Origin of the sequence: Prochlorococcus sp. MIT 1303 (assembly GCF_001631965.1) — a bacterium.
Taxonomy (GTDB): Bacteria; Cyanobacteriota; Cyanobacteriia; order PCC-6307; family Cyanobiaceae; genus Prochlorococcus; species Prochlorococcus marinus_D.
Window position 1 is genome coordinate 151,436 of sequence record NZ_LVHK01000042.1, and the last position, 23,073, is coordinate 174,508.

The window sequence follows — 23,073 nt, forward strand, 5'->3', positions numbered from 1 at the left end:
GGCGATCAGTTATTCAAGGATGACTCACTGCAAAGCCGATGGAGTTCACAAAGAGCTAACTCGATCAGCTCGGCTTCGCTCTGCTGTTCAGTTGTAAGAGATTTGGTAGGTTCAAGGTTTTCAAGTTCTCCCTTTAGTTGTAAGGCAATAGAACTAATCAAATGATCTTCACTGCGATCAGTCATGGCCCTAAGTTCTTCCTGACCTGGACGTCGATGGCAGGTTCCTTTGATGCGTACATGCAGCAATTGCGTCCTTAGCACCTCGATTAAGGCATCAAAGCGTTGATATTCACGAAGGCTCAGTTGTCCATTAATTTCAAGCCTCAATAGATCACCGCCTACTCGACTTCCAATGCGCTGCTGGAGAGTCCGCTCCAGTCGATCAAGATCGCTAGTGGTTCTGAGCTGTACCCGAAGATTGTGCCAGTGCAACCCAGCCGTTGATACAGACTTCGGGACGGGACATGTGCCTCGATCGATATCAAACACTAAAACCTGCCCACGCTGGTCCTGGTCCCCCTGATCAAAGCGATCCGGTTCAGGGGTTCCGCAATACCAAGCACGATCTCCTACTTGTTTGAGATTGTGCCAGTCGCCAAGAGCGATGTAATCAACCTGCCCATGTTGGATCATGTCAAGATCAATGCGGTTGATCCGCTCCGACTGACCAGCACTGTCTTGGTTGTAATCAGTGCTCCCGAATCCGTGCACAGCTCCATGTGCAAGAACAATTCGAGGACAATCTTCAGCTAGATCCTGCCAATCCAGCTGACTGATCCAAGCTGAGGGGTCTTCGCTATCGCGCTGACGTAGCAGAGGGCAAGGCAAAACAAGCGCATGATCAATCAAAACCGGCTCCGGTTTAAGAAGCAACTGCATCAAAGGTGCTCTTTCCTTCAACTGCCTTTGAACATCCTGGCGCTGCCAAACACCTCCAGCTCCACCATGGTCATGATTGCCCGGGATCACCAGGACTGGACGATTCATAGAACCAATCACCTCCAAGACCTCCATCACCACAGCTGATGGGACGGTGCTGGAATCGAACAGATCGCCTGCCACCAGCACGGCATCTACGTTGTGCTCTTCGGCAACAGCAGCGATCCGTGAAACAGACAAGATCCGCTGCTGTTGAAGGCGAAAGCGCTTCTGAGGATCTGTGATATTCCTAAAGGGCTTGCCGATTTGCCAGTCAGCGGTGTGGAGAAATCGGGGCAAAGCTGCAACACACTCCGGGTCCCCATGCTGCCGTGAGTCTGCTATTTCTGAAGCCCCCTCAGGGGAGATCAACTTGGCAAAGTGGCCCTAAAAGTGTGTCAAGCACTGACCTCAAAGGTCTTCTGGGCTGGAGCCAGTCAGACTTGGTCATAATTCCCCGCAGAGATAGTCAGATTTAAAGCAGTTCAGCTGCGCAGCATGGTTCTGCCACCCTTAGTGTTCGAAGTGAAATCATTAACGCCTCGGGAACGCTTTGTCCTCCGTCTGGTGTGTGACGGGTTCACCAACCGCGAGATTGGTCACCAGATGTTCATTGCAGAAACAACTGCTCGAGGGCATGTCAACTCAATCCTTCGCAAATTAGATGTCCGTAATCGTGCGGCCGCAGCTGCTGAGGGTATACGACGTCAATGGGTTGCCTAATCAAATCTTGTGTTGAAGAATCTTTGTTGAAGCCCTCACTGCGTTCAGCTTGATTCAAGCGGATTGATTCTAAAGCCCAGAAATGATCTACAGAGACAAGGGCGCGCTAGCAAGTCCTGTAGATCACCACAGTTCTCGGTCACATAAGTTCTATAGAGCAAAGCAAAGTGCTTCTTGTGTTGTCTCCAGATGTGTAGCGAGATACCTTGCCTTGACAGATCGGTTGAGCGAGGAATAACAACTCTTTCGAAACATTCGCAATAGAGGTCACTCCTGATGAATGGAGCTGCCATATTAAATATTTTAGCTTGCGCGCGAGACAAGAGTCATATCTATAGATAAGGATTATAATGTTAAGTTGGAGAAACTGTTGCTGTGAAAGAGCTGCAACAATATGCAGATAAAAAAGGTGGTCTATATGGTTACTCAACCAACCTAACAAAACCCAATGATGTAGGCGGTCATAGATTATCCATGCCTTGATCGAGATGAATAATAAAGCTCGATTAACTATAGATTACTTATCAAGTGATTGCCTGAAAGCCAGACACTGTGATCAATACCAACCCGCAAACTTAGCCTGTTAACATAATAAATTTACTACGATTAGCATCAATCTCTAGATCTTGAACAAGGCTTGCCGCTCCAACTCAAAACATAACAATCATTCCAAGCATGATGCATGATGCACTAAGCAACCATGCCCTAACCTAAAGAATTCAATCCGTGCAGAACTAGCGTGATGCCTGGAGCAAATCATCGAGTCTTAAAGTCAAGGCGAGAGCTTCGGAGATCCACCGCCTGCTTTTCCGCACACTGTTCTCTGGCAAAAGCCTTTAAAAGACATCATCGTTGCTAATAAAGACACAAGTAAGCAGTCTTGGCCAAATCCCCACTCGTGACCATCAATACTCTAATGAGTATTGCTGGTCAGTTTTGTGCTCAAGGAAAAATATCAAGTATCGATGTACTGGGATCTGGCAACGTCAATGATACTTTTTTAGTGGCCTTGAGTGGTACTGAACCTCAGAGCTTTGTGCTTCAACGTCTCAACACCCATGTGTTTGATCGACCTGATCTCGTGATGAAAAATATGCTCAACCTTGTTGAACATGTGGAAAGAAAATTAGCCTCAAATCCATCAGAGCTAACCGGCAGGAGATGGGAGATCCCAAGAGTTCTACCAGTCCGTGGCTTAGATGAACATTGGATTGAACAAGATGGACAGTTCTGGCGTTCCATCACCTACATCAACTCCGCTACAACTGTTGAGGTACTCCGCGACTATGAACACGCTAAAGAAATCGGATATGCACTTGGCATGTTTCATTACCTCATCAGTGATCTCCCCAACGATGGATTAGCAGACACGCTTGAGAATTTTCACGTTACTCCTGCTTACTTACAACAGTTCGACATCGCCCAAACCATAGGGTGCAGTGGTAGCGTTACAACTTTGAAGCGAGACTCACGCCTTAGCTCGGCGATGCATTTCATAGAGAGCCGTCGCGCTGGTGTCGATGTACTAGAAGCCGCACTTTGTCGGGGTGAACTAAAGAAACGTCCCATTCATGGTGATCCGAAGATCAACAATGTCATGATCGACAACCTCACAAGCCAAGCGGTGGGGTTGATTGACCTCGATACCGTCAAGCCTGGCCTGGTTCACTATGACATTGGTGATTGCCTTCGTTCCTGTTGTAATCCAGCAGGAGAGGAAGCTACCGATATCAGCCAGGTTCAATTTGATCTCTCACTATGTGAAGCCATCCTTGATGGATACCTATCTGTAGCAAGAGGCTTCTTGAGTGAAAGGGATTATCACTACATCCCCGAGTGCATCAAATTGATCCCATTTGAACTTGGTTTGCGCTTCCTTACTGATCACCTCAATGGCAACATCTACTTCAAAACGAAACATCCAAACCAAAACCTTGATCGCGCGGAGGTGCAGTTCCGCCTCATGGAAAGTATTGAAGCTCAGTGGACCTCTATTGTTGGCTTGGTAGAGCGCCTGAGGAGCCAAAGCTAAAGATGGCTCGCCATGCTGTCATGACACGCCAAGTGTGCACTCTGGTTCCCTATGAACCAAGGCAGAAACCAAACTTACTAGTTAGTGCTGAGTTTGTATGGCATGAAGAAGGGATTCTTGAGCTCAGTTATGGGCTTCGAAGTCGAGGAGAAGCTGGGCTCAACGATCTTCAAATGCCAGCCACTGCAGTTTCACCACAGCGATGTGATGAGCTTTGGTCGAACACGTGCTTCGAGGCATTCCTCGCTCATCCTGGGCAAGAGAAATACTGGGAACTCAATGTTGCCCCTAGTGGTAATTGGAATCTTTACTCCCTTGAGAACTACCGCAACGGACTCAAACCAGAGCTCGGCGTACTCCTCCCAACCATCAGCATCCATGGTGGACCAAAAGATTTTCGCTGTGATGTGCTTCTCAATTTACAGCCCTGGTTTCCAGGTATTTCCTGCCCAGAGTTCTCTCTCACTGCGGTAATGAAACATGCCGATGCAAGTTATAGCTATTGGGCCATTCGCCACACAGGCCAAGGTCCAGACTTTCATGACCGCCGTAGTTTCATTCAACCCTAAATCGTGCACTCCTCCTGGGGACAATGCAGCAGCTCAAAAGCAAAACTATGCCAATGCTCTAGATCAGTCAGATTTAGCATTCGCAGAACTTCATTGAAACATTGAAGTTTCATGTCTAATAGATTCCGAAAGAATCAAGCAGCCGTCGGTTTCTTGATCATCATCACTGTAGCCATCATGATTACAGCACGCAACATCAGTAAAAAACAGCTTTTAATGCGAGAAGCAGCCTTAGTTCATCAATGTCTACGAATGGCTAATCTCAGCGCTTGCACATCCATCGATATGGAACGAATCCATCCCAATACGCGTGAACTGATATGGCGGATGATCAAGGAACTGCAGAAGAGCTGGTCGTGAGATAGACAGAAAAGGTTCGCTTCTCTACAAAATAAATACCAACGACTCTGATCACCATGTTTAATAACATCGTTTTCATTCAACTTGCAGCCATCCTTGCCGCTTGCTGACATGACAAAGATGAGGCAATTATTAAATGGGGGTGGACTGCTGGTTGCTGTCGTAACTTTGGTTGTCGGCTTTGGTGCAGAGCTGAGCACTAGACAAAAAACAGTCGTTAGCTTCTAGGCGGAAAGAACTCCTACCCAGCCTTATTCTTGCCTAAAAAAGGAATTGTGGTTGGTCTGAACGCAAAGGATGGTGCAACGCATTCAATTCAGCTCGTAGCAGCCTTGAAGGCCATCCCCTAGAGCAAGGCAACAAGCACCATCTTCTGCATAGGGTGCAAACCATGACCAAAGCCCCCTCGTCAACAGTCCAAAGCCGCCGAATCCTGCTCACAGGAGCAAGTTCTGGAATCGGCTATCAAGCAGCAGTTCGAATGCATCGTGCTGGACATCAGCTAATTCTGCCTTGTCGAGATCGGTCTACAGCTACGGCAACGCTTAAAAAACTCTCAGAGGAGACAGTTCAACATCAGCAAGAGAGAAGCCCAGTTTCAGCTCCAGTCATGGACTTAGCTGATTTGGAAAGCATCAAACAGTGTGCTGATGAGCTATTGAGCATCGGCCAGCCAATCGATACCTTGATCCTCAATGCTGGCCTTCAATACACTGGTGCAGCAAAAGCGCAGCTCTCATCTCAGGACTACGAACTCACCATCGCGGTGAATCATCTTGGTCATCAGGCCTTGAGCATCCGCCTATTACCGCTGTTAGATGCAGGGATGAGCCCACGTGTAGTGGTAACAGCTTCCGAGGTGCATGACTCCAATTCTCCTGGCGGACGCTTTGGCAAGCCTGCTGGCTTAGGTGATTTGACGGGTCTCAAAACCGGAGCCGGCTTTGAGATGATTGATGGCAGTTCAAGCTTTAATGCAGACAAGGCCTACAAAGACAGCAAGCTTTGCAACGTACTGTTCGCTCGGGAATTGGCAAGACGACTGAGTTTGCGTTCCATACAGATACCAGTGCTGGCCTGGGCACCAGGGCTAGTGATACCTCGCAGCTCAGGAGGCTTCTTTCGCTACAGTCGGCGCTACAACGAATGGGGTCAGCGGGTCTTTTCACTAGTGGTGCGAGATCTGTTGCGCATTAGCGAATCAGCAGAAAATGCGGGGTCTCTACTGTCGAGACTTGCGACAGATCAATCGTTAAACACATCTCCATTTAGCTATCGAAGCAATCGGCTTGACGGTCCAGGGCAGCACCGTTTTGAAGAAGCAAATGTAAGCAAGGAAGCACAGGACAACAATCTGGCCAAGTCGCTGTGGGAAGTGAGCGCCGAGCTGATAGGACTACCTACTGAGCTACCACCTGCCTCAGTATCACAATGCTAAGCTTTGTTCAAGAGGACCTAATTAAGTGTATATATAGGCCCTGAATTATCAAAAAGCAGAAGCGACAACATGCAGCATGTATCTCAAATCCACAATCAAAGATTGACAAGTCTTGATCGTAAAACTATTGCGATTTCTGCTAAGCCAACAATAACACTACTGTAATGCCAAAACTCCCCCCTGAACATAAGTTTTGGGACCTGTCAGATTATGCACGTCCAGGGGCAATATGGCTGGTAAAACGACTGCTGCCTACATCGATAGGCGCTATCACATTAACATGGCTATTTACCGCAGTAGGCCTAGTTAGTGTACTGCTAATTTTTAATCGTTATGCACTTACACTTGCAGGCTCACTGCTGATATTAAAAAGCTTGCTTGATGCGGCAGATGGTGAAATGGCTCGCGCAAGAAATCGACCATCACATACTGGTAGATACTTGGACTCAATAAATGATTTAATTCTGAACGGGCTTGTGTTGTTTGCGATTGGCATCCCGCTGATGATACCTGTTTGGAAAATTGCGCTTACCTGGATCTCATTTCAACTGCAAGGGACAATATTTAATTATTTTTATGTGATTAAAAGGCATCAGGCATCCGGGGATAAAACAAGCCGTATATCCGAAGTAACATCTCCAATTCCTTACCCTCAAGAGAACCCAAGAGTGTTATTTATGCTTCATAAGCTATATCTAATTTTTTACGGTTGGCAAGACTGGATTATCGACACAATGTTCAAGGGCAATCAAATAACCAACTCAAGATCTCGCCCAATCCCAAACTGGATTATGAGCTTAATCTCAATCTTTGGACTGGGATTCCAACTACTGATTATAGCGATACTTCTCTGCACCAATAGCCTAGAGCTAACCTTTCCTATCTTCTTGATCGTCTACAACATCATCGCGGCACTGGTTGTCTTTAGTGTTTTAATATTAGGGTCAAAAAAATCACAGAAAAGGGCCGCAAGGCTATAGCTTAAACTTTATAGTCAATCTTTCTTGAAGGAGAGATATTAACCACAATCTACTAGTTCCAGATCAACCAAATAACATTTACTGCAAAGAGCAAGTTCCCTAAATTGATTGATCACAGAATTCAAGAACCACCTACAAAAGACATCTCATCGTCAACAAGTTGTCAAACCAAATAACTTTAGATCGCTAGAGGTTATAGCGATACTCCATGTGCGGGGATTAAAAGCTATTGAGTATTCATGGCCTAATTCATACTATGTTAGCCATTGATCATCCTCCTGACAATTATGAATTGATCAAAGTGGTTATCTTGGGCTACTTGCTGGAAACTTCCTTAAATAGGTAGACACAGGAATTGGCTTGTTTTGATTATAACCAACAGGCAGCCATAAATCCCCAGCATCAATGTCAAAGTGAATTTCCCAATGATAAAGGCCAGTGAATGCGCGCGGATCTTCCTTCAATAAGGCTGTGTATTCGAGCACGGCCCTTCCGTAATGGTCGCTATTGTTATATCCCCACAACCCTTTACGGATATCTTGCAGCCCGCCGCGGCGTACTAGATAGCGCGCGGCTGCCTGAATCGCGTCATGGGGGTCACGGATGTCCCCTTCTCCAATACCATTCTCTTGCCAAGTTGTTGGCAAAAACTGCATCGGTCCTTGAGCATTAGCTACAGAGACACCATCGATGCGGCCCATTCCTGTCTCAACAAGGTTCACTGCCGCCAAAACTTCCCAGTCGATACCAGTTGAACTTTCTGCTTTGCGGTAATAGCTCAATAACTTCTCTGCAGGCTCGGGCGGAATGATTCTCCAGGCCGGCATTAAGCGAGGTCTAAAGGATCTCCTGTGCATCGCAAGAAACTCACGCCTTGCGGCTAAATGCCGTTCAGCCACATGACGCCAACGGCTCGGCAAGTGAGCCAGCACCTTATTAGAAGTGGGTAGATCCTTAGACAACACCCGGTAGATGAGCTGTTGTTGATGGCCAAGGCTTGGGAGATCTTCTTCAGGTGTTGATGGTTGAAGCAGCGCTTCTTCTACCTCTTGAAGAAGATCCGCAAGCTTGATCGGATCATCTGGAACGATGGGGTAATGACGTCCATCAGCCATACGTGGCCGATCGGCATCGCTTGGCAGAATCGGACTTTTTGATGCGGATTGACGTTCCGCCACAAAAACATTCGTGGTACTGAGTGACTTCAAAGCCAAGCTACCCATGAGGCTTAAAACCCCAGCGCTGAAAAGCATTAGAGCGAGGTGGCGTTTCCTCATGACAACCAACTCAAAGGCAAAGATGACGCTACCGGAACTAACCAACAAAGGCTCGATGGCACTGATCAGCCCGCCGCCGCTTACGCTGCCGTCCATTACATGAAACCCTCGCGTGGCCAAGGAATCCACTCACCGAGCTGATGAGCTCAAAGAACTTGGCTGGTCCAGCGAGGACGTAGCCCGCTATGCGGAGCTATGGGACTACCGGCAGCGTTGGGGTGCAATGAACTTGGAGCGAGAGGACCGCCAGTTCCTAAGAAAGGCTGAAGCTGCTCTGCCAGCAATCGTTACTGGCAAGGCTGCAGCCAAAAAAGCCACTGAGGACAAGTCTTATTACCGCAGGCTCCGCTTCTATCTCCAGGCCATGAATGAAGCAGAGTTAACTCTCGCACTTGAAGAGAACGCTCGTGGCGCATGGCCGATCCTGCTGGAAGAAGAATTGCGAGCTCTCGACTATTACGAACCTGTTCTCGGCCTACCAGACACCCTGAAGGCCAAGAAGTTCGATGCTGTACGTGAATCGATTGCTAACCGTGCATCAAAGCTGGCTGATGAGCAGGGCCTTGTGGTGAGTTTTGATTTTCAGGCCCCCCTCAACGCTCTCAAAGCTCAAGAGCCGACAAAATGGCGCCAATTAAGAGAAGAAGACACTGCAGCCGATCAGAGCTATCCCATACTCAATGCCTCTGTGGTCGAAGGCTTCCGCCAGGAAGTGAGGGCCGAATTGGTGCCCTTGATTCGCGAAACACTTCCATCCTTAGCCAAGACAGATAAAGCTGATCTACCTGACGACTGGAACCGCGCCTGAAACTAAGTTGCTAGAAAGAAGGGACCTTCCTGTTTACGTGTAGTTGACTTCACATCGCTTCGAAACCCTCCAGCTTCATGCCGGCCAGGTAGCTGATCCTGTCACGAACTCACGGGCTGTACCCATTTATCAAACCAGTTCGTATGTCTTTAATGACGCTGAACATGGTGCCAACCTGTTTGGTCTTAAAGAATTCGGCAACATTTACACCCGTCTAATGAACCCCACGACGGATGTGTTTGAAAAGCGTGTTGCGGCTCTTGAGGGAGGGATTGCTGCTGTAGCGACAGCTTCAGGACAATCCGCCCAGTTCCTGGCAATTACAAACTGCATGCAGGCTGGTGACAATCTTGTCTCAACATCCTTCTTGTATGGAGGAACCTACAATCAATTCAAGGTGCAGTTTCCCCGCCTTGGCATTGATGTGAAGTTTGCAGATGGTGATGATGTTGATAGCTTTGCCACACAAATCGATGCCAACACAAAAGCAATTTATGTGGAGTCGATGGGGAACCCTCGCTTCAATATCCCTGACTTTAAAGGCCTTTCAGGCTTAGCAAAAGACATGGGAATCCCTTTAATTGTTGACAACACCCTTGGAGCAGCTGGTGCTTTGCTTCGGCCCATAGAGCATGGCGCTGATGTGGTGGTGGAAAGTGCGACCAAATGGATTGGAGGCCATGGCACCAGCCTTGGTGGAGTGCTTGTGGATGCTGGCACCTTTAACTGGGGCAATGGCAAGTTCCCACTAATGAGTGAGCCAAGCGCGGCATATCACGGTCTGGTGCACTGGGATGCTTTCGGGTTCGGCAGCGACATCTGCTCCATGCTCGGCGTTCCAAGCAATCGCAATGTGGCCTTTGCACTGCGAGCTCGAGTTGAGGGACTGCGCGACTGGGGAGCAGCTCTTAGTCCATTCAATTCATTCCTACTTTTGCAAGGGCTCGAAACACTGAGTTTGCGAGTGGAGCGCCATGCATCCAATGCCATGGCTCTTGCTACATGGCTTCAGGATCATCCCAAGGTTGCCAGTGTCAGCTATCCCGGCCTGAAAAATGACCCATACCACGCACAAGCCAAAACATACCTAACGAATCGAGGCATGGGATGCATGCTGATGTTCTCCCTTAAAGGAGGCTTTGATGATGCCGTGAGCTTCATCAATGGTCTTGAATTAGCTAGCCATCTCGCCAATGTTGGTGATGCCAAGACCTTGGTGATTCATCCTGCATCGACCACGCATCAACAACTTTCTGCTCAAGAGCAGGAATCTGCAGGAGTCACTCCCACAATGGTTAGGGTATCTGTTGGCCTTGAACACATCGAAGACATCAAGGCTGATTTTGAACAGGCCCTAGCGGTCATCAGCTGAGACTGGAGGCATCGATGGCGCTGATCCTGCCACGCAGTTATCACAAGATCGCCGCGGTGGAGAAGAACCGGATCTCATGGATAGAGCCGGAACTTGCAGAACGTCAGGACATCCGGCCATTAAGAATCGGAATCCTCAACATCATGCCCCTGGGCAAGCAGTATGAATTCAATCTGCTGCATCCCCTAGGGCTTTCCCCACTACAGATCGAACCAATTTGGATAAGGCTTCGTAGCCATAGCTATAAAACATGGGACCTTGCTCATCTCGATAATCTCTATGTGAGCTGGGAGGAAGCGATGGAGCCTAGTCCTCTTGATGGTTTGATCATCACTGGAGCACCAGTTGAGCATCTTCCATTTGAGGAGGTGAACTACTGGCCAGAGCTAGTGAAAATCATCGAAGAGGCACGGCAGAACTGTGCAAGCACGCTTGGCTTGTGCTGGGCTGGTTTTGCCATGGCCTATCTCGAAGGTGTCGATAAAAAGTCATTTAGCAAAAAGTTATTCGGGGTGTTCCCAATGCGCAGCTTGGTCCCCGGCCATGCCCTGATGGGCACTCAAGACGATCGATTTGTGTGTCCGCAGAGTCGCCATGCGGAGTTACCTGATGGCGCAATGGAAGCTGCACAACGACAGGGACGTCTACGTTTACTGGCCCATGGTGAGAAGGTTGGCTACACGATCTTTGAAACCACCGATCAACGCCAACTGGTGCATCTTGGCCATCCGGAGTACAACGCGGGGCGCCTGTTAACAGAGATGGAACGTGATCAAGCGCGAGGTGATGTTCAGCCTCCTGAAAACTTTAATCCAGACAACCCTTTAACTCTATGGCGATCACATCGAAATCTACTATTTCAGCACTGGCTATGGTTCTGCTATCAAAGAGTCAGCTTGCTTGGCTGAAATGTTGTCAGAGTGACGACATATAGAAAAAAAATAACCAAAAGAGTCAAGAAGTCTCTATCAATGGATCGTCAAAAGCACGACATATAGGGGATCTTCCTCAGGCCTCGCACACTTTCTTGACTTATAAATACAACCAAGCCAAATCCATTTGGTGCAATCAAAAAACATGGCAGACATGAAAACAGTTCTTTGCCTATAAGGCTACAGTCTGCTAAAGCAGTATTAAAACAAGGCCATTCACCATCAGTCACCCAATGATCAAAAAAAGATTTGCGACTTGCCTGATCTTTTCGGCATTGATTATGCCTGGACCAGTCATATCAGAGCCTATCAATGAGCAATACGAGCAAAAGAATATAACTGAATCAAGCAGAGAGCGCAATCTTGAAAACAGCGGTTTCTACACTTCGTTAGGACTGTCTATAGGCTTAACTAGCAATATGTCTCTTGAGAGTACCAACAACTCGGCCCCTTGAATATCAGACGAATCGTATCAAATCAAAAAACAATAGGCCCAAATATTGCTATCGGTTATATCTTCCCGGGTGCATGGCGTCTCGAAGGTGAATATTTAGGGCTTTACCCAACAGCTACGAACAAATTCAAAATACTAGGAAGAAAAACTTGGAATGACGGAGAGCAAGTGGCGACTAATTTAGTACAACTCAATGTAATCAAGGATATTAAAACAAATTCTAAGTTTACTCCTTATATCGGTGGAGGATTAGGATTTGCCTTCAGTCAATACAATGTGATGAATGGTGTTCACAAAGGATCAGCTTCAGGAACAACCTTTGCTGGCCAAGGCAAGGCTGGAATTTCCTATGAGCTTTCCAAGGATACCAGTTTTTACTTGGGTTACCGCATTGTATGGATTAATGGAGGCAATACTATCGATGTATGGAGCGACAATCCTAAAACTGGGGACCATTTACAACAGAGTGTGGATGCCGGCATTCGCATCCGACTCTAGTAATTACTTTAAAAGTCATCTACAGTAAAAAATTAAATAATTCATATTGCCAGAAAGTCTAATCCATCAGCTTCATAAGCATCTCATTGAAATATACAACCAAAACCAACCCCGACGATTGCTATGCTTAGGTAGCGCTAGAACATTAGCTGATTATCTACAAAAGGAACCCCATCAGTGTTTACTGTTGCTAATCATTCTTCTGAATAGCTACAAAAAAATAGAAATTTGATGACGTACCAACCTCATCAAGAATGTCCGCTTGGTCTTGGAAAGTCACAATTGTATTAATGTCTCCAAGGCGGTGATCAATAAATCATCGCCTTACTTGCTTAAAAGGCAGTTCATCTTTCAGACCATCGTGAAACCCTTCTGACTCTATCTAAAGATGTAAAAAGACGGTCTGTCGATAGAGCCCATCAAATCGGCAATCAAGCAAGAGTGGTGAAGTCGCTGATGTTGAACTGCCCATCACCACCGAACACAACATCGAAACCAGGACTCCGTGCAATAACCAGATCAGGAGAGACCCCGCCACGAAGAAGATCGGACGCAGCACCAATCAAGCTCTGCTCGCCAGAACTATCGCTGGATAATGCCCAGAACATCATTCCGCCCAGCTCAGCGGCATCGACGTAAGCAGCTTTACCTGCAATTGTGCTTGGTGTCTCGATCGAACTCCAGATCTGTTCCTGGTCGTTGTAGAGATAGGCAGCCTTGGCATCGTCGTCCCAGGCAAGGTCATAGGAGCCATTATTGATGCCAGTAACGAGATCCTTCTGGTCATAATTGCCAGCCTCATAAGAACCGGGAGCAGAGTTTGCAGAGCCCAGCTCGCCATAACCCAGCTTTTCACCACTGTCGACGCCACCCCATGCCCTCGTGTAAGTCGGTGCTCCCAATACCACCTTCTCGGGAGCTATTCCAGCATTTCTGAACTGCTGAATGGCAGTCACGACGTCATAACCACCAGCATCAGCCGTCATCGCAGCCTGGTGTCCTGTAACAGACTCCCAGCCGCCATGGAAGTCATAGGTCATCACATTATAAAAATCGACGTAAGCATCAATTGCTGGCAGATTGAGATTAGCCAGCTTCTCTTGACCTCCCGCGGTAGCAATTGAGATCTCGTAGTCCTCGCCGGTACGAGTCTCGAGGAGATCCATCTTCTGACGCAAAACCTTCAGCGTCGCCGCGAAGTTGGCGCCGTCCTGATCACTGGAAGCATTACCGCTAAGACCACCTCCTCCTGGATACTCCCAGTCGAAATCAACGGTATTGAAAAAGTCGTAAGTCTCGAGTGTTGAAATGACGTTGTCAGTAAACCGCTCACGGCCGGCCACATCATCAAAGGCAAGGCTGAACTCGTCGGACAAGGTCCAACCACCAAGGGCAAGGCCAAGATTGATGTCGGGATTCAGTTGCTTCAAAAGGGCAAACTGACGCAGGTTGCCTGCAAGCTCACCGTTAACGTCCCAGCCCACTGGTACACCACTCACGCTCACGCTTCCATTCCCATTGGTGCGAGTCGTAAATTCAGAACCAGACGTATAGCTGGAGCGACGTGAATCGTCCAGGGCGGCCCACTCGTCGGCACTAAAGGTACGGCTAACTTGCTCCTCGGCGCTGTAACGCTTGTCGGTGGCAGCCCAAGAATCAAAAAGGTTGACATCTCCATTGGCCTTAACATCGAAAAAGGAGTAGTTGATGTGGGTCAAGTCTTCGACATTGATGTCTTGCACCAAAAAGTCGCGGGAGTAGATACCCCACTCTTCGAAATAGCCCACGATCCGCTTAGACCCATCTGCGATGGCCGTAGAAGACATCTCCAACGGATGCGCGTCGTCGTTGATCCCCGTCTGAGGCTCAAAATCAGTGGTCGTCGCGGTACTAGACGTCTCAGCCTCCTGAGGCTGCATAGGATCCGCCTCAACAGTGATGCCGCCTGATGGCATCTGTGTCTGACCGTCAGCAAAGAACAGTTCGCTGTTCAAACTGCCACTATTTGGCAGACCCACGCTCTGAGCGTTGAAACTCACCTCGATACTCTGGCCAATTGCGATGCTCTGGTTCCAGGATGCAGGTGTCAATGTGATCCTGTTGGTACCATCCGCCAACGACTCAATCTGAGCATCTCCAGCCCAGCTCTGGAAGTTTGTATGCGGAGTCACGAAGGACACCGACCAGCCATCTAGATCTGTATTGCCGGAATTTGTGAGCGTTAGCTTTCCACTCATGCCTCCCCAATACAAGGAACCACTCACCTCAAGCGACAGCGGACCATTACTGACCAACGCGCCATCACCAGTAGGCATATCAGACTCAATGGCGCTGTGATCCATATCGTTTTGGTTGTGATCTCCGTTGGTCCCCGTCTCAGGCTCAAAATCAGTGGTCGTCGCGGTACTAGACGTCTCAGCCTCCTGAGGCTGCATAGGATCCGCCTCAACAGTGATGCCGCCTGATGGCATCTGTGTCTGACCGTCAGCAAAGAACAGTTCGCTGTTCAAACTGCCACTATTTGGCAGACCCACGCTCTGAGCGTTGAAACTCACCTCGATACTCTGGCCAATTGCGATGCTCTGGTTCCAGGATGCAGGTGTCAATGTGATCCTGTTGGTACCATCCGCCAACGACTCAATCTGAGCATCTCCAGCCCAGCTCTGGAAGTTTGTATGCGGAGTCACGAAGGACACCGACCAGCCATCTAGATCTGTATTGCCGGAATTTGTGAGCGTTAGCTTTCCACTCATGCCTCCCCAATACAAGGAACCACTCACCTCAAGCGACAGCGGACCATTACTGACCAACGCGCCATTACCAGTAGGCATATCAGACTCAATGGCGCTGTGATCCATATCGCTGTGATCCGTGCCGTGATGCATGCTGAGGTCAACCTCGTTGATGGTTAGCGTTTCAGCCGCCTGAACCAACTGGCCAGAACGCACCTGGTAGCCATCGGTCGTTGCACCTCCAATTGACTGCGGTGTCAGCAATAACTCCCGACTCACCAGGCTGACGGCATCCTCAGCAACCCCAAAGGGTTCCTCAAGGTTGTCTTCCATTACCTGGTCAAAATGGAACTCCAGGTTGCCTGCATACAAATCAGTACGCTTCACTCCTACCAACAGCAAGCTCTGTGATGAGGGGTCCACTGAAATCAGTAGGCCCTCGTCGGTGTCGGTCAATGACAAGCGCTCACGTGTGCCTAGATAGAGAAAGTTCAGCTTCTGGGTCTGGGGATCAAAGTTCTCGACCCGCTCATGGACGCCATATTCATGGGAACGTATGTAGACCGTGTCCGCCTCGCGCGGACCGATACCCAACTCCCAGGACATCACACCGCCGATGTCCTCCCGCAAGTGTTCATTTCCAACCGGGGCGAAATTTTCAAGCGTTAACTGGTTCCAGCTAATTCCATTGCCGTTGTGATCAAGAATCCTTTGATAATCACTATCCTGCCAAGGATTAACAAGCACCGCCGTGTCATCGACAAGCTTGCCAAGGATTAGTCCGTGTACAGAAATATCGCCAAAATCAAGACGATCGCGAGATGGATCGAAGCCCGTGATGTCTGCCCCTGAGGCGTTAACCGCATAGGTTTGCCCACCAAGTTCAAATGCCATTGCAGTAAATACGCTAACCCAAGAATTCTTGTCTTGAATACAGCGCAAGAAAACCCTACAAGTGAAGGGTTTTTCAATGATTCAGATGATTCTCAGAAGCTTCTAAGAGTTAATTAAGGCAAGAAAAGCACAGTCATAGATGTTTCTAAATGTGAATACCAAGAGCAAACATACACGAAACAGAATATCGTTATTATGAACGGTATGCGAAATACCTTAAGCCATCAATTTTACAAAAACAGAACAACAGGGAAGATCGACAGAACAGCGAAAAGGATTTTGTCGATTATGAAACTTAGAGCCTAAGAAGATTGCTGAATCATAATGGTCAATGAGCCAAAAGGTAAGCTCAGTAAATCATATTTTAGTTAGATTTCCTGTCTTGATCGTAGAGCAATACAAAAGCAGAAATCTATGGCCAAAGAATCTTCACCCTTTCTCCCCACAAGAGAACCAAAGTCATACTCTATTGCAAAAGCCAAGTGTATCGGATGCACTAAGGATTCAGCAAAACACGTAGCCGTTCTAGGCCAATGCTGATCGGAGTTTTTTCCGTAACCCTAACCGTCAAGTCTTGCTCATAAGTTGTTAGAGGTTCAATCCACGCTTTCTGCAGTTCACGCACGCTTAAATCTGCCTCAGAGGGGTCAGTTCCAATCCCCATCCTTGTAGCGATACGCTGCTGAGCTGTGAAATCACTACATTCACAGGCCACGATGGCAATCGGGCATCCTTGTTGACGCGCCAATACAAACATTCGCTGTCGTTCTCGTTCGCGTAAGAAGGTGGCATCGACAATTGTGGTGTAACCACTACTCAAGCAACTTTGAGTCAATGCCGGTAGGCATTGATCAAACAACCACTGGGTGACCTCAGGTCGATAAGGGTCTCCTTGAAAAAGTGGTGCAATGCCACCACTTGTCATCGTTCCTTTCTCAAAGCCAAGCAGCTTGTGCAGCGGTCGGCGACCGAAAGCACGCTGACGTTCAACATCTGAACGCAATCGTACTGCTGGCAACTGCTGATAGAGCTGCTCACTCAAAAAGGATTTACCACTACCGCTGAGTCCATGCATCAGCACAATACCGGCTGATTTTGTTTGCTGGACCTCTCTTGCCCGCTGAATGTAGAGGTTGAGATCCTTAAGCAGCCGTTGAAGATGTTGCTGATCAACAGAGTGATGCTGACTCTGGGAGCAGAGTTGCTGCCATTGCAGGCCACTCACTTTGGCGCGCACAAGCGCTCGGTAAGCCGAATACCAAGGCCAAAGATCAAGAGCCTTGTAATCGCCGGTGTGCTCAAGCCATTCGTTGAGTATCACCATGGCATCACCCTGATGATCGTGTACCTCAAAATCCATCACTAGAAATGCCATTTCACTAATCGGATCGATCCAACGAAGACTTGGATTAAAATCAATGGCATCAAAGACTTCTAAACGTTCATCGTTGTTTAAGTGTATATTGCCTACATGAAGATCGCCATGGCATTCACGTATGACTCCTGCGTTGAGACGTTGTTTGAAACGAAAAGCCAGTTCTGGCTGAATCGTCTTAATCCAAGCTCGATGCTGCTCAAGCCAAAGCTCTAATGGCTCAGGAAGTGTCAATTGATCCAACACACGCAAATTGGCATGAACAGGATTGATTACCGCATCAAATCCACCAAAATCACCAACTGCAACGGCCGTTTTGACACTGAGATGAAACTCTGCAAGTTCGAAAGCAAGTCTTTTTAGGGATTCAGTCTTCAAAACCCCATCACTCAGATAAACACTGAGAAGACGAGAGGCAGGGAACTGACGCATCTTCACCGCAACATCAACCACACCCTTTGTGGATGGATCATTCAATTCAAAGTTTTCATCGAGAACTTTGGCGCCATCAACTGATTCGAGAATCCTGGTCACACCTAGATAAAGGTCTGGAGCCAAGCGACGATTTAGGCGCAGCTCCTCTTGGCAAAAATGAAGGCGTTGTTTCAGCGTGGTGGCGTCTACAAAGTCAAAATGCACAGCTTTTTTGACTTTGTAGACATAGGAACCGGTCAGAAGCACCCAGGAAATGTGGGTCTCGACAAGCTCCACAACCTTCACCGGATGTGGATAAGCCTCTGGCTTCATTAATGCCTGAATCAAAGCGGGTTGGTTTTGCTTGGTCGTGGTCACCCGCGGAGTGTTTCAGCTATGACTCAACACTGGCATCTGTGACTACTCTCCGCCATCTATAAAGCCAACATGGTTCTGTTCAATGATGTTGGCTAGGAGCTCAATGGCACAGCCATCACAAATACACAGTTGGGCAGAAGCTCGACCTTGGACTTGGATGGCCAATTGGTTGAACTGCGCTGATGCTCGATCCTGGCTGCATCGACTACAAGACGGTGTGGCTTGGGAGCAACCGGTTGTTCGAGTCTACGGACGTGATCATGTTGTCCCACGACTGACGGCCTTCTTGGCAGCTGAGGGGGTCAACTATCACTACAGCGGTGTAAGCCATCGCGGCAAAGGATTGCCTGATTGGCTCTATCCCTTGATCAGGCGAGTGAATGCGGCCAGCAAGGAAAACTTCAACGGTTGTTTACTGAATCTCTATCGCAATGGCAACGACCGCATGGGTTGGCATGCGGATGATGAAGCTGAGATTGAACCAAACACACAGATCGCTTCCTTGTCACTGGGAGCAACAAGGGATTTCTGTTTCAAGCATCGCCATCAACCGTTGCGGGAAGTGCTTCATTTGCAAGGCGGCGATCTGTTGATTATGCACCCTCAATGTCAAAAAGAATGGCTACATGCGTTACCGAGACGAAAGAGAGTGCTTCAACCAAGAATCAACCTTACCTTCCGTAGCTTTATCTAAAGCCAAGGTCTATAGCTCAACAGAATACTTGTGGTCAATCAATTCTATTTTACAACCAAATCGGATGCAAATAAATAATATCAATTACCATGGGCTTGGGAGATTTGCCTCAATCGAATGCCAGAAGATTGATATGGAGTTGCGGTGAGATTTAGAAAAATAAATGGAATGACAGATGGTGATCTTCAGTTCAAGTTCTGAGATTCCTTGAGGAGATAGGGATATTGATTAGAGATGAGAAGTCGATGGCCAGTTTTTCAGTTTCGTCTAATATTTGGAAGAGCAGGCTTCGATCAAATGCACTCCAGCCTGAGTATTTAATTTGCAAGTAGGTGTTATGTATCGGATGGCTGATTAGGCAGTGTTAGCGGTCTTGATGAAGATTGTAAGAGCTGCATTTGCTGGCCCCTTGCCAAGGTTCTAACTACTCTCTCTCGTTCCATCGTTTTTGTCTGAGTGTACTTGGTGTCTGAAGTAGCAATGAAATTTATGTTTATTGTGTTCGTGGTGACTGGCATGCTTTATAGCAAGAATAGCCTTTTATCCTATTTGCATCGTAAACTCTTACATAGCGATATTTGATTGATTCTGTTAGTCAACGAATCGCCAGTATTTTTCAAGTTTTTATAAGATTGTGCCAGGCTGGCTAATCAAGCCTGGATACTTCTGCTTGAATACTATTGATATTGACATCGACGATTTACATTCTTAAGGCGTTATCAATACGAGCCGGTATTGCGTAAGATGCTACAAAATATTTACAACAATGTGGCTATGCTGCAGGATAGCAAATCAAAGTGTAACGTTCTCTTAAGCACCTCTATACAAGAATGCACTTTAAACCTTTGCTCACGATTGCAGCAGCAACAGCAATCTGCGCCCCCTTGTTGATAACAGCATCTGCAGAAGCTCAAGAGGCTGGTGAGGAATACACTATGGTTATAGTTATGACTTCCTACGAAGTGGAAGATAATCAGCTTGAATCAAGTGTGGTTAGTGAACAGCAGCAGGAGGTAGTGATTGACCAGGAGCAAATTCTTGCATCAATGGGCGTAAATGCTAAGGAGATTGATAGCATTAGCTACGATAAAAGACTCGCCCTAATAAATAGCTTTAAAACTCCATTGGCTGAATCCGAATCGCTGGCGGTTCAGTCAATCCCGATGGTTACATTAAAAGGTTGTCGTCGAGCAGGAGAAGCTCTTAAGTATGCTTTTACATTGCCTTCGTCAATGCTCAAGACCACTTACCAATGCATTCAGAACTATTGAGCGGATTGATTGCTTTTCCAATTGTCTATTGATTAACCTCGATTTACTTTTCTCAAGTAAATCAATGTGATTTGGTCGTTCGGTTAAATGAGATACCTGAGTATTGTCATCAGCCTGCATTGAGATATAGACAAGTCGATGGTATCCGGGATGCTGATATAGATCGAAGTCTTTGGTGGTTACTTTGAAGAAATAGATGTATCAGTAGAGATAAGAATTGAAAGGCTTGGTTTTGCTTCATCTCAAGTGTCTGGAGTATATTGGCTAGCTCTAAAGCGACCAAAGCCAGGCATCGAATGATCTCAATTGTGCCAGGTATCGGATGTCGTTTTAATCGAATAGGGAATACATGATTGATCTCCTCAAGACCCCTACAATTTGATGCAGCTGGATGGTGCGAGCGAACCAAAAAGGTAGTGAGAACCAGGGCCGGTCGGCGATAGACATCCCGTCTTAAACGTCACAGGTACGGTTTTCGTGACTAAAAATCCATCGATCAATCCAACGCATCCTTAGGCATCGTCCAGAGGCCTTCGCTTAGGGCGAGATTTAGTTTGCGTGTTGTTCACCTATGATCGAATCGATGAAAAATACTGCCTCGCGCTTGGCTCCTATAGCTCACCGTTGTCTTGATATTCAGCAATAAGGTTCTCGAGCTATTTCTTCTCACGCTGCGCACGCTTACGCCTGTTCTTGCCATCGCTGACCATATGAGACCATCAGCTGAGCAAGCCTTCCAGCTCCTAAATGCTCAGTAAGTCCATAACTGGGATATTCGGTCGTCGAAACAAAAAAGATGCTCCCAAGGAGGAACCCACAGCAACAGATCTCGAAAGGGGCTACAGACTCGCAGCTGCTAGGCAAAAGGAGATTTTGAAAGAACTTCTCGCACAAAAACCAAAGCCCTGACTTTCCACCACTGGTCTAGGGGCAGAGGGGGTGAAACGACTCTCACCACTGGGCTCACGTGGCCCTCCAGCCCACTTTATGCAGTCTTTGCCATCACTCCCTTGTGTCATCCACATCGGGATCCATCGATCTGGTTTTCAGCAAGGCGGGCTCGCCCATCATCTGGCGGCCTTTGATCTTTTCTATCTGGCGGTCTCGAAAACTACGGAAGAGAACATCTATAAAGCGCAGATACCCTTTGAACACCCCACTGGGAAGCGCTCTGATAAAAAAGCCCTGCTCAAGCTGGAGATGGAGATGAAGGCAGCAGGGATCACCTTCGAAATGTCTGAAGCTGAAGACGGTGAATGAGACCTACTTCGCTGAGCTGTTCGAACGCTGGCAAGCGGCCGATGAGGTTGACGCTGAGTTGATCCAACTGATCAAAGACACTGTTCGATTTAGCGAAGAGACTGGAGACGACACTTTGCGTGATCATGCGTGTGATCTGCTTTCTGGTGTTTTCCACCTGCCGAGTACTCCTCAAGAGATTGCTCTGGTCGGAGACGCGTTAGAAGGCTCAGGCACAATTCCTCCGCCAATACCTCCGGAAGACGACGAAGCTCGATAAAGACAGAATGCCTCCCGAAGCTGACAATCGAGGGGCCTCCGCTCTCCAGTGGCTGTTGGTGGGCCTCAGGCGCCGACTTAGCAATTGTCACTCCGGCCTCGACCCCAGCTCTTATCTGTTGAAACCGCTTCCCTATGGGGACCCACCACAAAATTGGTAACAAACCCAATACACGAATAAAGTGCGATGCTCTAGGGGTTTCTAGAAGCTATGCATGGACAAGAAAGGCGCTAAGGGTTATTGGATCAGCACTTCAACAGTCACCAATCCAGCTTTATTTGCTGAGTACGTTGAGAAGGTTGGACCTTGGCTCAAAGAAGTTGGTGGAGTGGTTTTTGCTAAAGACACAGAACCTCAAGGGAAAGAGAAGACAGAAGGAGCGAACTTGGCAGTTATTTGTGAGTTCCCTTCGATGAGAGCAGCAGTCGATGCTTATGAATCAGCTGAGTATCAAGAGCTAAGCAAAATCCGTTACGCAGCCACAGAGAATGCAACCTTCACGATCATGGAAGGTATGGATGAAGCAGCAAAACTAAGGAGAGCCATGGGTAAGTAGTCGTTTCTTGAAACTGTTACTTGGGTGACATCGCCTTTGATGTAAATCGACTAGAAAGCTGATGCTTTTTTTGTTTGACATGACCTTTCTGATGCATTGGAGCTTTAAAACTGGCTATCACGAGAAAGCAGCTCGTCAGTTCCTTGCGACAGGTGCCCCGATGCCTGAGTGCAAGTCTTGGCAGCGCTTTCACGCACCAGGCTCTGTACAAGGCTGGATCATTGTCGAAACCAACGACGCTGGAGTCTGCTATGAGCATGCAGCTGAGTGGGCTGAGTTCCTTGACTGGGACGTGACTCCCGTCTTCACGGATGATCAGGCAGGCCCATTGATTGCAAAGGTTTATAGCTAACCTCTATTGCAAGGAGTGATGCAAAGTCCTAGCCCAGTTGGAACCTCCGAGGGGCCTGGGGAAGCTGTAGCTGATATCGCCTCTTTCTCACTGAATATTCACCAACCCTCCCCGATCTGGGGGAGGGTAAGACAAACGCATGCATCCTCATTGCACGAAGCGCCTCTTTCCCCATGGCTCCTGCTCTGCTGTGCATAACCGTCGTGCTAGCCGGTGTGCTAGCCGGCTTGATCCACAGCCGCCTGTTCATGCGCGGGAACACTGCTGATGACACCAGTGAGAGAAAGCTCCTGGAAGCGCTCTCTTAAAGCAGACAACGACCCGACACGGACATAGGTGCCATCACTGATCACCATCAGCACGTTGGAGGTGAAAAGGTCTGGGATGTTGTCCTTGTAGGTCTGAAGTTGGTTAACGCTGCCCAGATGTCTACCTTCTCATCGGCGTGGTTCTTCAGTTCCAAAAACACGACCGGCAGACCATTCAGGTAGACGACGACATCAGAACGACGTGTGCTTCGGGCCC

At 47.9% G+C, this 23,073-nt stretch carries 22 protein-coding genes; 16 read left to right on the forward strand and 6 right to left on the reverse strand.

Going from position 1 to position 23,073, the window contains the following annotated elements; genetic code table 11:
• Nucleotides 1–5: 5 nt before the first annotated feature.
• Entirely contained in the window at nt 6–1,220 is a 1,215-nt protein-coding gene (locus PMIT1303_RS07120) for a DNA repair exonuclease (protein WP_063398245.1), read from the reverse strand.
• Between the two features lie 198 nt (nt 1,221–1,418).
• On the opposite strand from PMIT1303_RS07120, the gene PMIT1303_RS07125 reads away from it, so the two are divergent.
• The 6 genes from PMIT1303_RS07125 (at nt 1,419) to PMIT1303_RS07150 (ending at nt 7,022) form a co-directional block, all read left to right on the forward strand.
• Nucleotides 1,419–1,643 (forward strand): LuxR C-terminal-related transcriptional regulator, encoded by a 225-nt coding sequence (locus tag PMIT1303_RS07125; RefSeq protein ID WP_063395174.1) that lies wholly within the window; start codon nt 1,419–1,421, stop codon nt 1,641–1,643.
• A gap of 916 nt (nt 1,644–2,559) precedes the next feature.
• Nucleotides 2,560–3,675 (forward strand): phosphotransferase enzyme family protein, encoded by a 1,116-nt coding sequence (locus PMIT1303_RS07130; protein WP_063398117.1) that lies wholly within the window; start codon nt 2,560–2,562, stop codon nt 3,673–3,675.
• A 20-nt stretch (nt 3,676–3,695) separates the two neighbouring features.
• Nucleotides 3,696–4,244: a DOMON-like domain-containing protein gene (locus PMIT1303_RS07135; protein ID WP_231901385.1), complete on the forward strand. Its 549-nt coding sequence runs from the start codon at nt 3,696–3,698 to the stop codon at nt 4,242–4,244.
• A gap of 111 nt (nt 4,245–4,355) precedes the next feature.
• Entirely contained in the window at nt 4,356–4,604 is a 249-nt protein-coding gene (locus PMIT1303_RS07140; RefSeq protein WP_063398119.1) for a hypothetical protein, read from the forward strand.
• Between the two features lie 391 nt (nt 4,605–4,995).
• Nucleotides 4,996–6,042, forward strand: coding sequence for an SDR family NAD(P)-dependent oxidoreductase (locus tag PMIT1303_RS07145; protein WP_063398120.1), 1,047 nt, complete (start codon nt 4,996–4,998; stop codon nt 6,040–6,042).
• Nucleotides 6,043–6,206: 164 nt separating this feature from the next.
• Nucleotides 6,207–7,022, forward strand: coding sequence for a CDP-alcohol phosphatidyltransferase family protein (locus PMIT1303_RS07150; RefSeq protein ID WP_063398121.1), 816 nt, complete (start codon nt 6,207–6,209; stop codon nt 7,020–7,022).
• Between the two features lie 305 nt (nt 7,023–7,327).
• On the opposite strand, the gene PMIT1303_RS07155 is transcribed toward PMIT1303_RS07150, so the two are convergent.
• Complete coding sequence (locus tag PMIT1303_RS07155; protein WP_063398122.1) at nt 7,328–8,395, reverse strand: transglycosylase SLT domain-containing protein; 1,068 nt, start codon at nt 8,393–8,395, stop codon at nt 7,328–7,330.
• A gap of 16 nt (nt 8,396–8,411) precedes the next feature.
• Here PMIT1303_RS07155 and PMIT1303_RS07160 point away from each other — a divergent pair, with 16 nt between their 5' ends.
• The 4 genes from PMIT1303_RS07160 (at nt 8,412) to PMIT1303_RS07175 (ending at nt 12,363) form a co-directional block, all read left to right on the forward strand.
• Entirely contained in the window at nt 8,412–9,107 is a 696-nt protein-coding gene (locus PMIT1303_RS07160; RefSeq protein ID WP_063398123.1) for a hypothetical protein, read from the forward strand.
• A 43-nt stretch (nt 9,108–9,150) separates the two neighbouring features.
• Complete coding sequence (locus PMIT1303_RS07165) at nt 9,151–10,479, forward strand: O-acetylhomoserine aminocarboxypropyltransferase/cysteine synthase family protein (RefSeq protein WP_063398124.1); 1,329 nt, start codon at nt 9,151–9,153, stop codon at nt 10,477–10,479.
• A gap of 14 nt (nt 10,480–10,493) precedes the next feature.
• Nucleotides 10,494–11,387 carry a homoserine O-succinyltransferase gene (locus PMIT1303_RS07170; protein WP_011825963.1) on the forward strand — a complete coding sequence of 298 codons (894 nt, stop codon included), beginning with the start codon at nt 10,494–10,496 and terminating at the stop codon, nt 11,385–11,387.
• Nucleotides 11,388–11,862: 475 nt separating this feature from the next.
• Nucleotides 11,863–12,363 carry an outer membrane protein gene (locus tag PMIT1303_RS07175; RefSeq protein WP_063398125.1) on the forward strand — a complete coding sequence of 167 codons (501 nt, stop codon included), beginning with the start codon at nt 11,863–11,865 and terminating at the stop codon, nt 12,361–12,363.
• Between the two features lie 431 nt (nt 12,364–12,794).
• Here the strand turns inward: PMIT1303_RS07175 and PMIT1303_RS07180 are convergent, their stop codons facing one another.
• On the reverse strand, nt 12,795–15,989 hold the full coding sequence (locus PMIT1303_RS07180; RefSeq protein ID WP_063398126.1) for a glycosyl hydrolase family 18 protein: 3,195 nt from the start codon (nt 15,987–15,989) through the stop codon (nt 12,795–12,797).
• A 496-nt stretch (nt 15,990–16,485) separates the two neighbouring features.
• Nucleotides 16,486–18,156, reverse strand: a complete 1,671-nt coding sequence (locus tag PMIT1303_RS07185; protein ID WP_231901386.1) for a bifunctional aminoglycoside phosphotransferase/ATP-binding protein — start codon at nt 18,154–18,156, stop codon at nt 16,486–16,488.
• Nucleotides 18,157–18,259: 103 nt separating this feature from the next.
• On the opposite strand from PMIT1303_RS07185, the gene PMIT1303_RS07190 reads away from it, so the two are divergent.
• The 6 genes from PMIT1303_RS07190 (at nt 18,260) to PMIT1303_RS07215 (ending at nt 22,548) form a co-directional block, all read left to right on the forward strand.
• Nucleotides 18,260–18,850, forward strand: a complete 591-nt coding sequence (locus PMIT1303_RS07190; protein ID WP_063398127.1) for an alpha-ketoglutarate-dependent dioxygenase AlkB — start codon at nt 18,260–18,262, stop codon at nt 18,848–18,850.
• 830 nt (nt 18,851–19,680) lie between these two features.
• A complete protein-coding gene (locus PMIT1303_RS07195) occupies nt 19,681–20,121 on the forward strand; it encodes a hypothetical protein (protein WP_063398128.1) in 441 nt (146 codons plus the stop codon).
• 987 nt (nt 20,122–21,108) lie between these two features.
• On the forward strand, nt 21,109–21,381 hold the full coding sequence (locus tag PMIT1303_RS07200; RefSeq protein ID WP_063398129.1) for a hypothetical protein: 273 nt from the start codon (nt 21,109–21,111) through the stop codon (nt 21,379–21,381).
• On the forward strand, nt 21,374–21,640 hold the full coding sequence (locus tag PMIT1303_RS07205; protein WP_063398130.1) for a hypothetical protein: 267 nt from the start codon (nt 21,374–21,376) through the stop codon (nt 21,638–21,640). The genes PMIT1303_RS07200 and PMIT1303_RS07205 overlap by 8 nt, the downstream gene beginning before the upstream one ends.
• 214 nt (nt 21,641–21,854) lie before the next feature.
• The gene (locus tag PMIT1303_RS07210; RefSeq protein WP_063395345.1) at nt 21,855–22,196 is read left to right on the forward strand and encodes a DUF1330 domain-containing protein; all 342 of its coding nucleotides are present in this window, start codon (nt 21,855–21,857) and stop codon (nt 22,194–22,196) included.
• Nucleotides 22,197–22,275: 79 nt separating this feature from the next.
• Entirely contained in the window at nt 22,276–22,548 is a 273-nt protein-coding gene (locus tag PMIT1303_RS07215; RefSeq protein WP_041385049.1) for a DUF3303 domain-containing protein, read from the forward strand.
• Nucleotides 22,549–22,766: 218 nt separating this feature from the next.
• On the opposite strand, the gene PMIT1303_RS13790 is transcribed toward PMIT1303_RS07215, so the two are convergent.
• Together PMIT1303_RS13790 and PMIT1303_RS13795 are read right to left on the reverse strand one after the other, a co-directional pair.
• Complete coding sequence (locus tag PMIT1303_RS13790) at nt 22,767–22,904, reverse strand: hypothetical protein (RefSeq protein WP_197459788.1); 138 nt, start codon at nt 22,902–22,904, stop codon at nt 22,767–22,769.
• Nucleotides 22,904–23,017, reverse strand: coding sequence for a hypothetical protein (locus PMIT1303_RS13795; RefSeq protein WP_231901387.1), 114 nt, complete (start codon nt 23,015–23,017; stop codon nt 22,904–22,906). The genes PMIT1303_RS13790 and PMIT1303_RS13795 overlap by 1 nt, the downstream gene beginning before the upstream one ends.
• Nucleotides 23,018–23,073 lie beyond the last annotated feature (56 nt).

Bases quoted from the DNA above. Each gene is read 5' to 3' on its own strand.
- PMIT1303_RS07125 (WP_063395174.1), top strand. From the start codon at position 1,419: ATGGTTCTGCCACCCTTAGTGTTCGAAGTGAAATCATTAACGCCTCGG.
- PMIT1303_RS07130 (WP_063398117.1), top strand. From the start codon at position 2,560: ATGAGTATTGCTGGTCAGTTTTGTGCTCAAGGAAAAATATCAAGTATC.
- PMIT1303_RS07135 (WP_231901385.1), top strand. From the start codon at position 3,696: ATGACACGCCAAGTGTGCACTCTGGTTCCCTATGAACCAAGGCAGAAA.
- PMIT1303_RS07140 (WP_063398119.1), top strand. From the start codon at position 4,356: ATGTCTAATAGATTCCGAAAGAATCAAGCAGCCGTCGGTTTCTTGATC.
- PMIT1303_RS07145 (WP_063398120.1), top strand. From the start codon at position 4,996: ATGACCAAAGCCCCCTCGTCAACAGTCCAAAGCCGCCGAATCCTGCTC.
- PMIT1303_RS07150 (WP_063398121.1), top strand. From the start codon at position 6,207: ATGCCAAAACTCCCCCCTGAACATAAGTTTTGGGACCTGTCAGATTAT.
- PMIT1303_RS07155 (WP_063398122.1), bottom strand. From the start codon at position 8,395: ATGGACGGCAGCGTAAGCGGCGGCGGGCTGATCAGTGCCATCGAGCCT.
- PMIT1303_RS07170 (WP_011825963.1), top strand. From the start codon at position 10,494: ATGGCGCTGATCCTGCCACGCAGTTATCACAAGATCGCCGCGGTGGAG.
- PMIT1303_RS07180 (WP_063398126.1), bottom strand. From the start codon at position 15,989: ATGGCATTTGAACTTGGTGGGCAAACCTATGCGGTTAACGCCTCAGGG.
- PMIT1303_RS07190 (WP_063398127.1), top strand. From the start codon at position 18,260: ATGGCACAGCCATCACAAATACACAGTTGGGCAGAAGCTCGACCTTGG.
- PMIT1303_RS07195 (WP_063398128.1), top strand. From the start codon at position 19,681: ATGCACTTTAAACCTTTGCTCACGATTGCAGCAGCAACAGCAATCTGC.
- PMIT1303_RS07200 (WP_063398129.1), top strand. From the start codon at position 21,109: ATGCAGTCTTTGCCATCACTCCCTTGTGTCATCCACATCGGGATCCAT.
- PMIT1303_RS07210 (WP_063395345.1), top strand. From the start codon at position 21,855: ATGGACAAGAAAGGCGCTAAGGGTTATTGGATCAGCACTTCAACAGTC.
- PMIT1303_RS07215 (WP_041385049.1), top strand. From the start codon at position 22,276: ATGACCTTTCTGATGCATTGGAGCTTTAAAACTGGCTATCACGAGAAA.
- PMIT1303_RS13790 (WP_197459788.1), bottom strand. From the start codon at position 22,904: ATGGTGATCAGTGATGGCACCTATGTCCGTGTCGGGTCGTTGTCTGCT.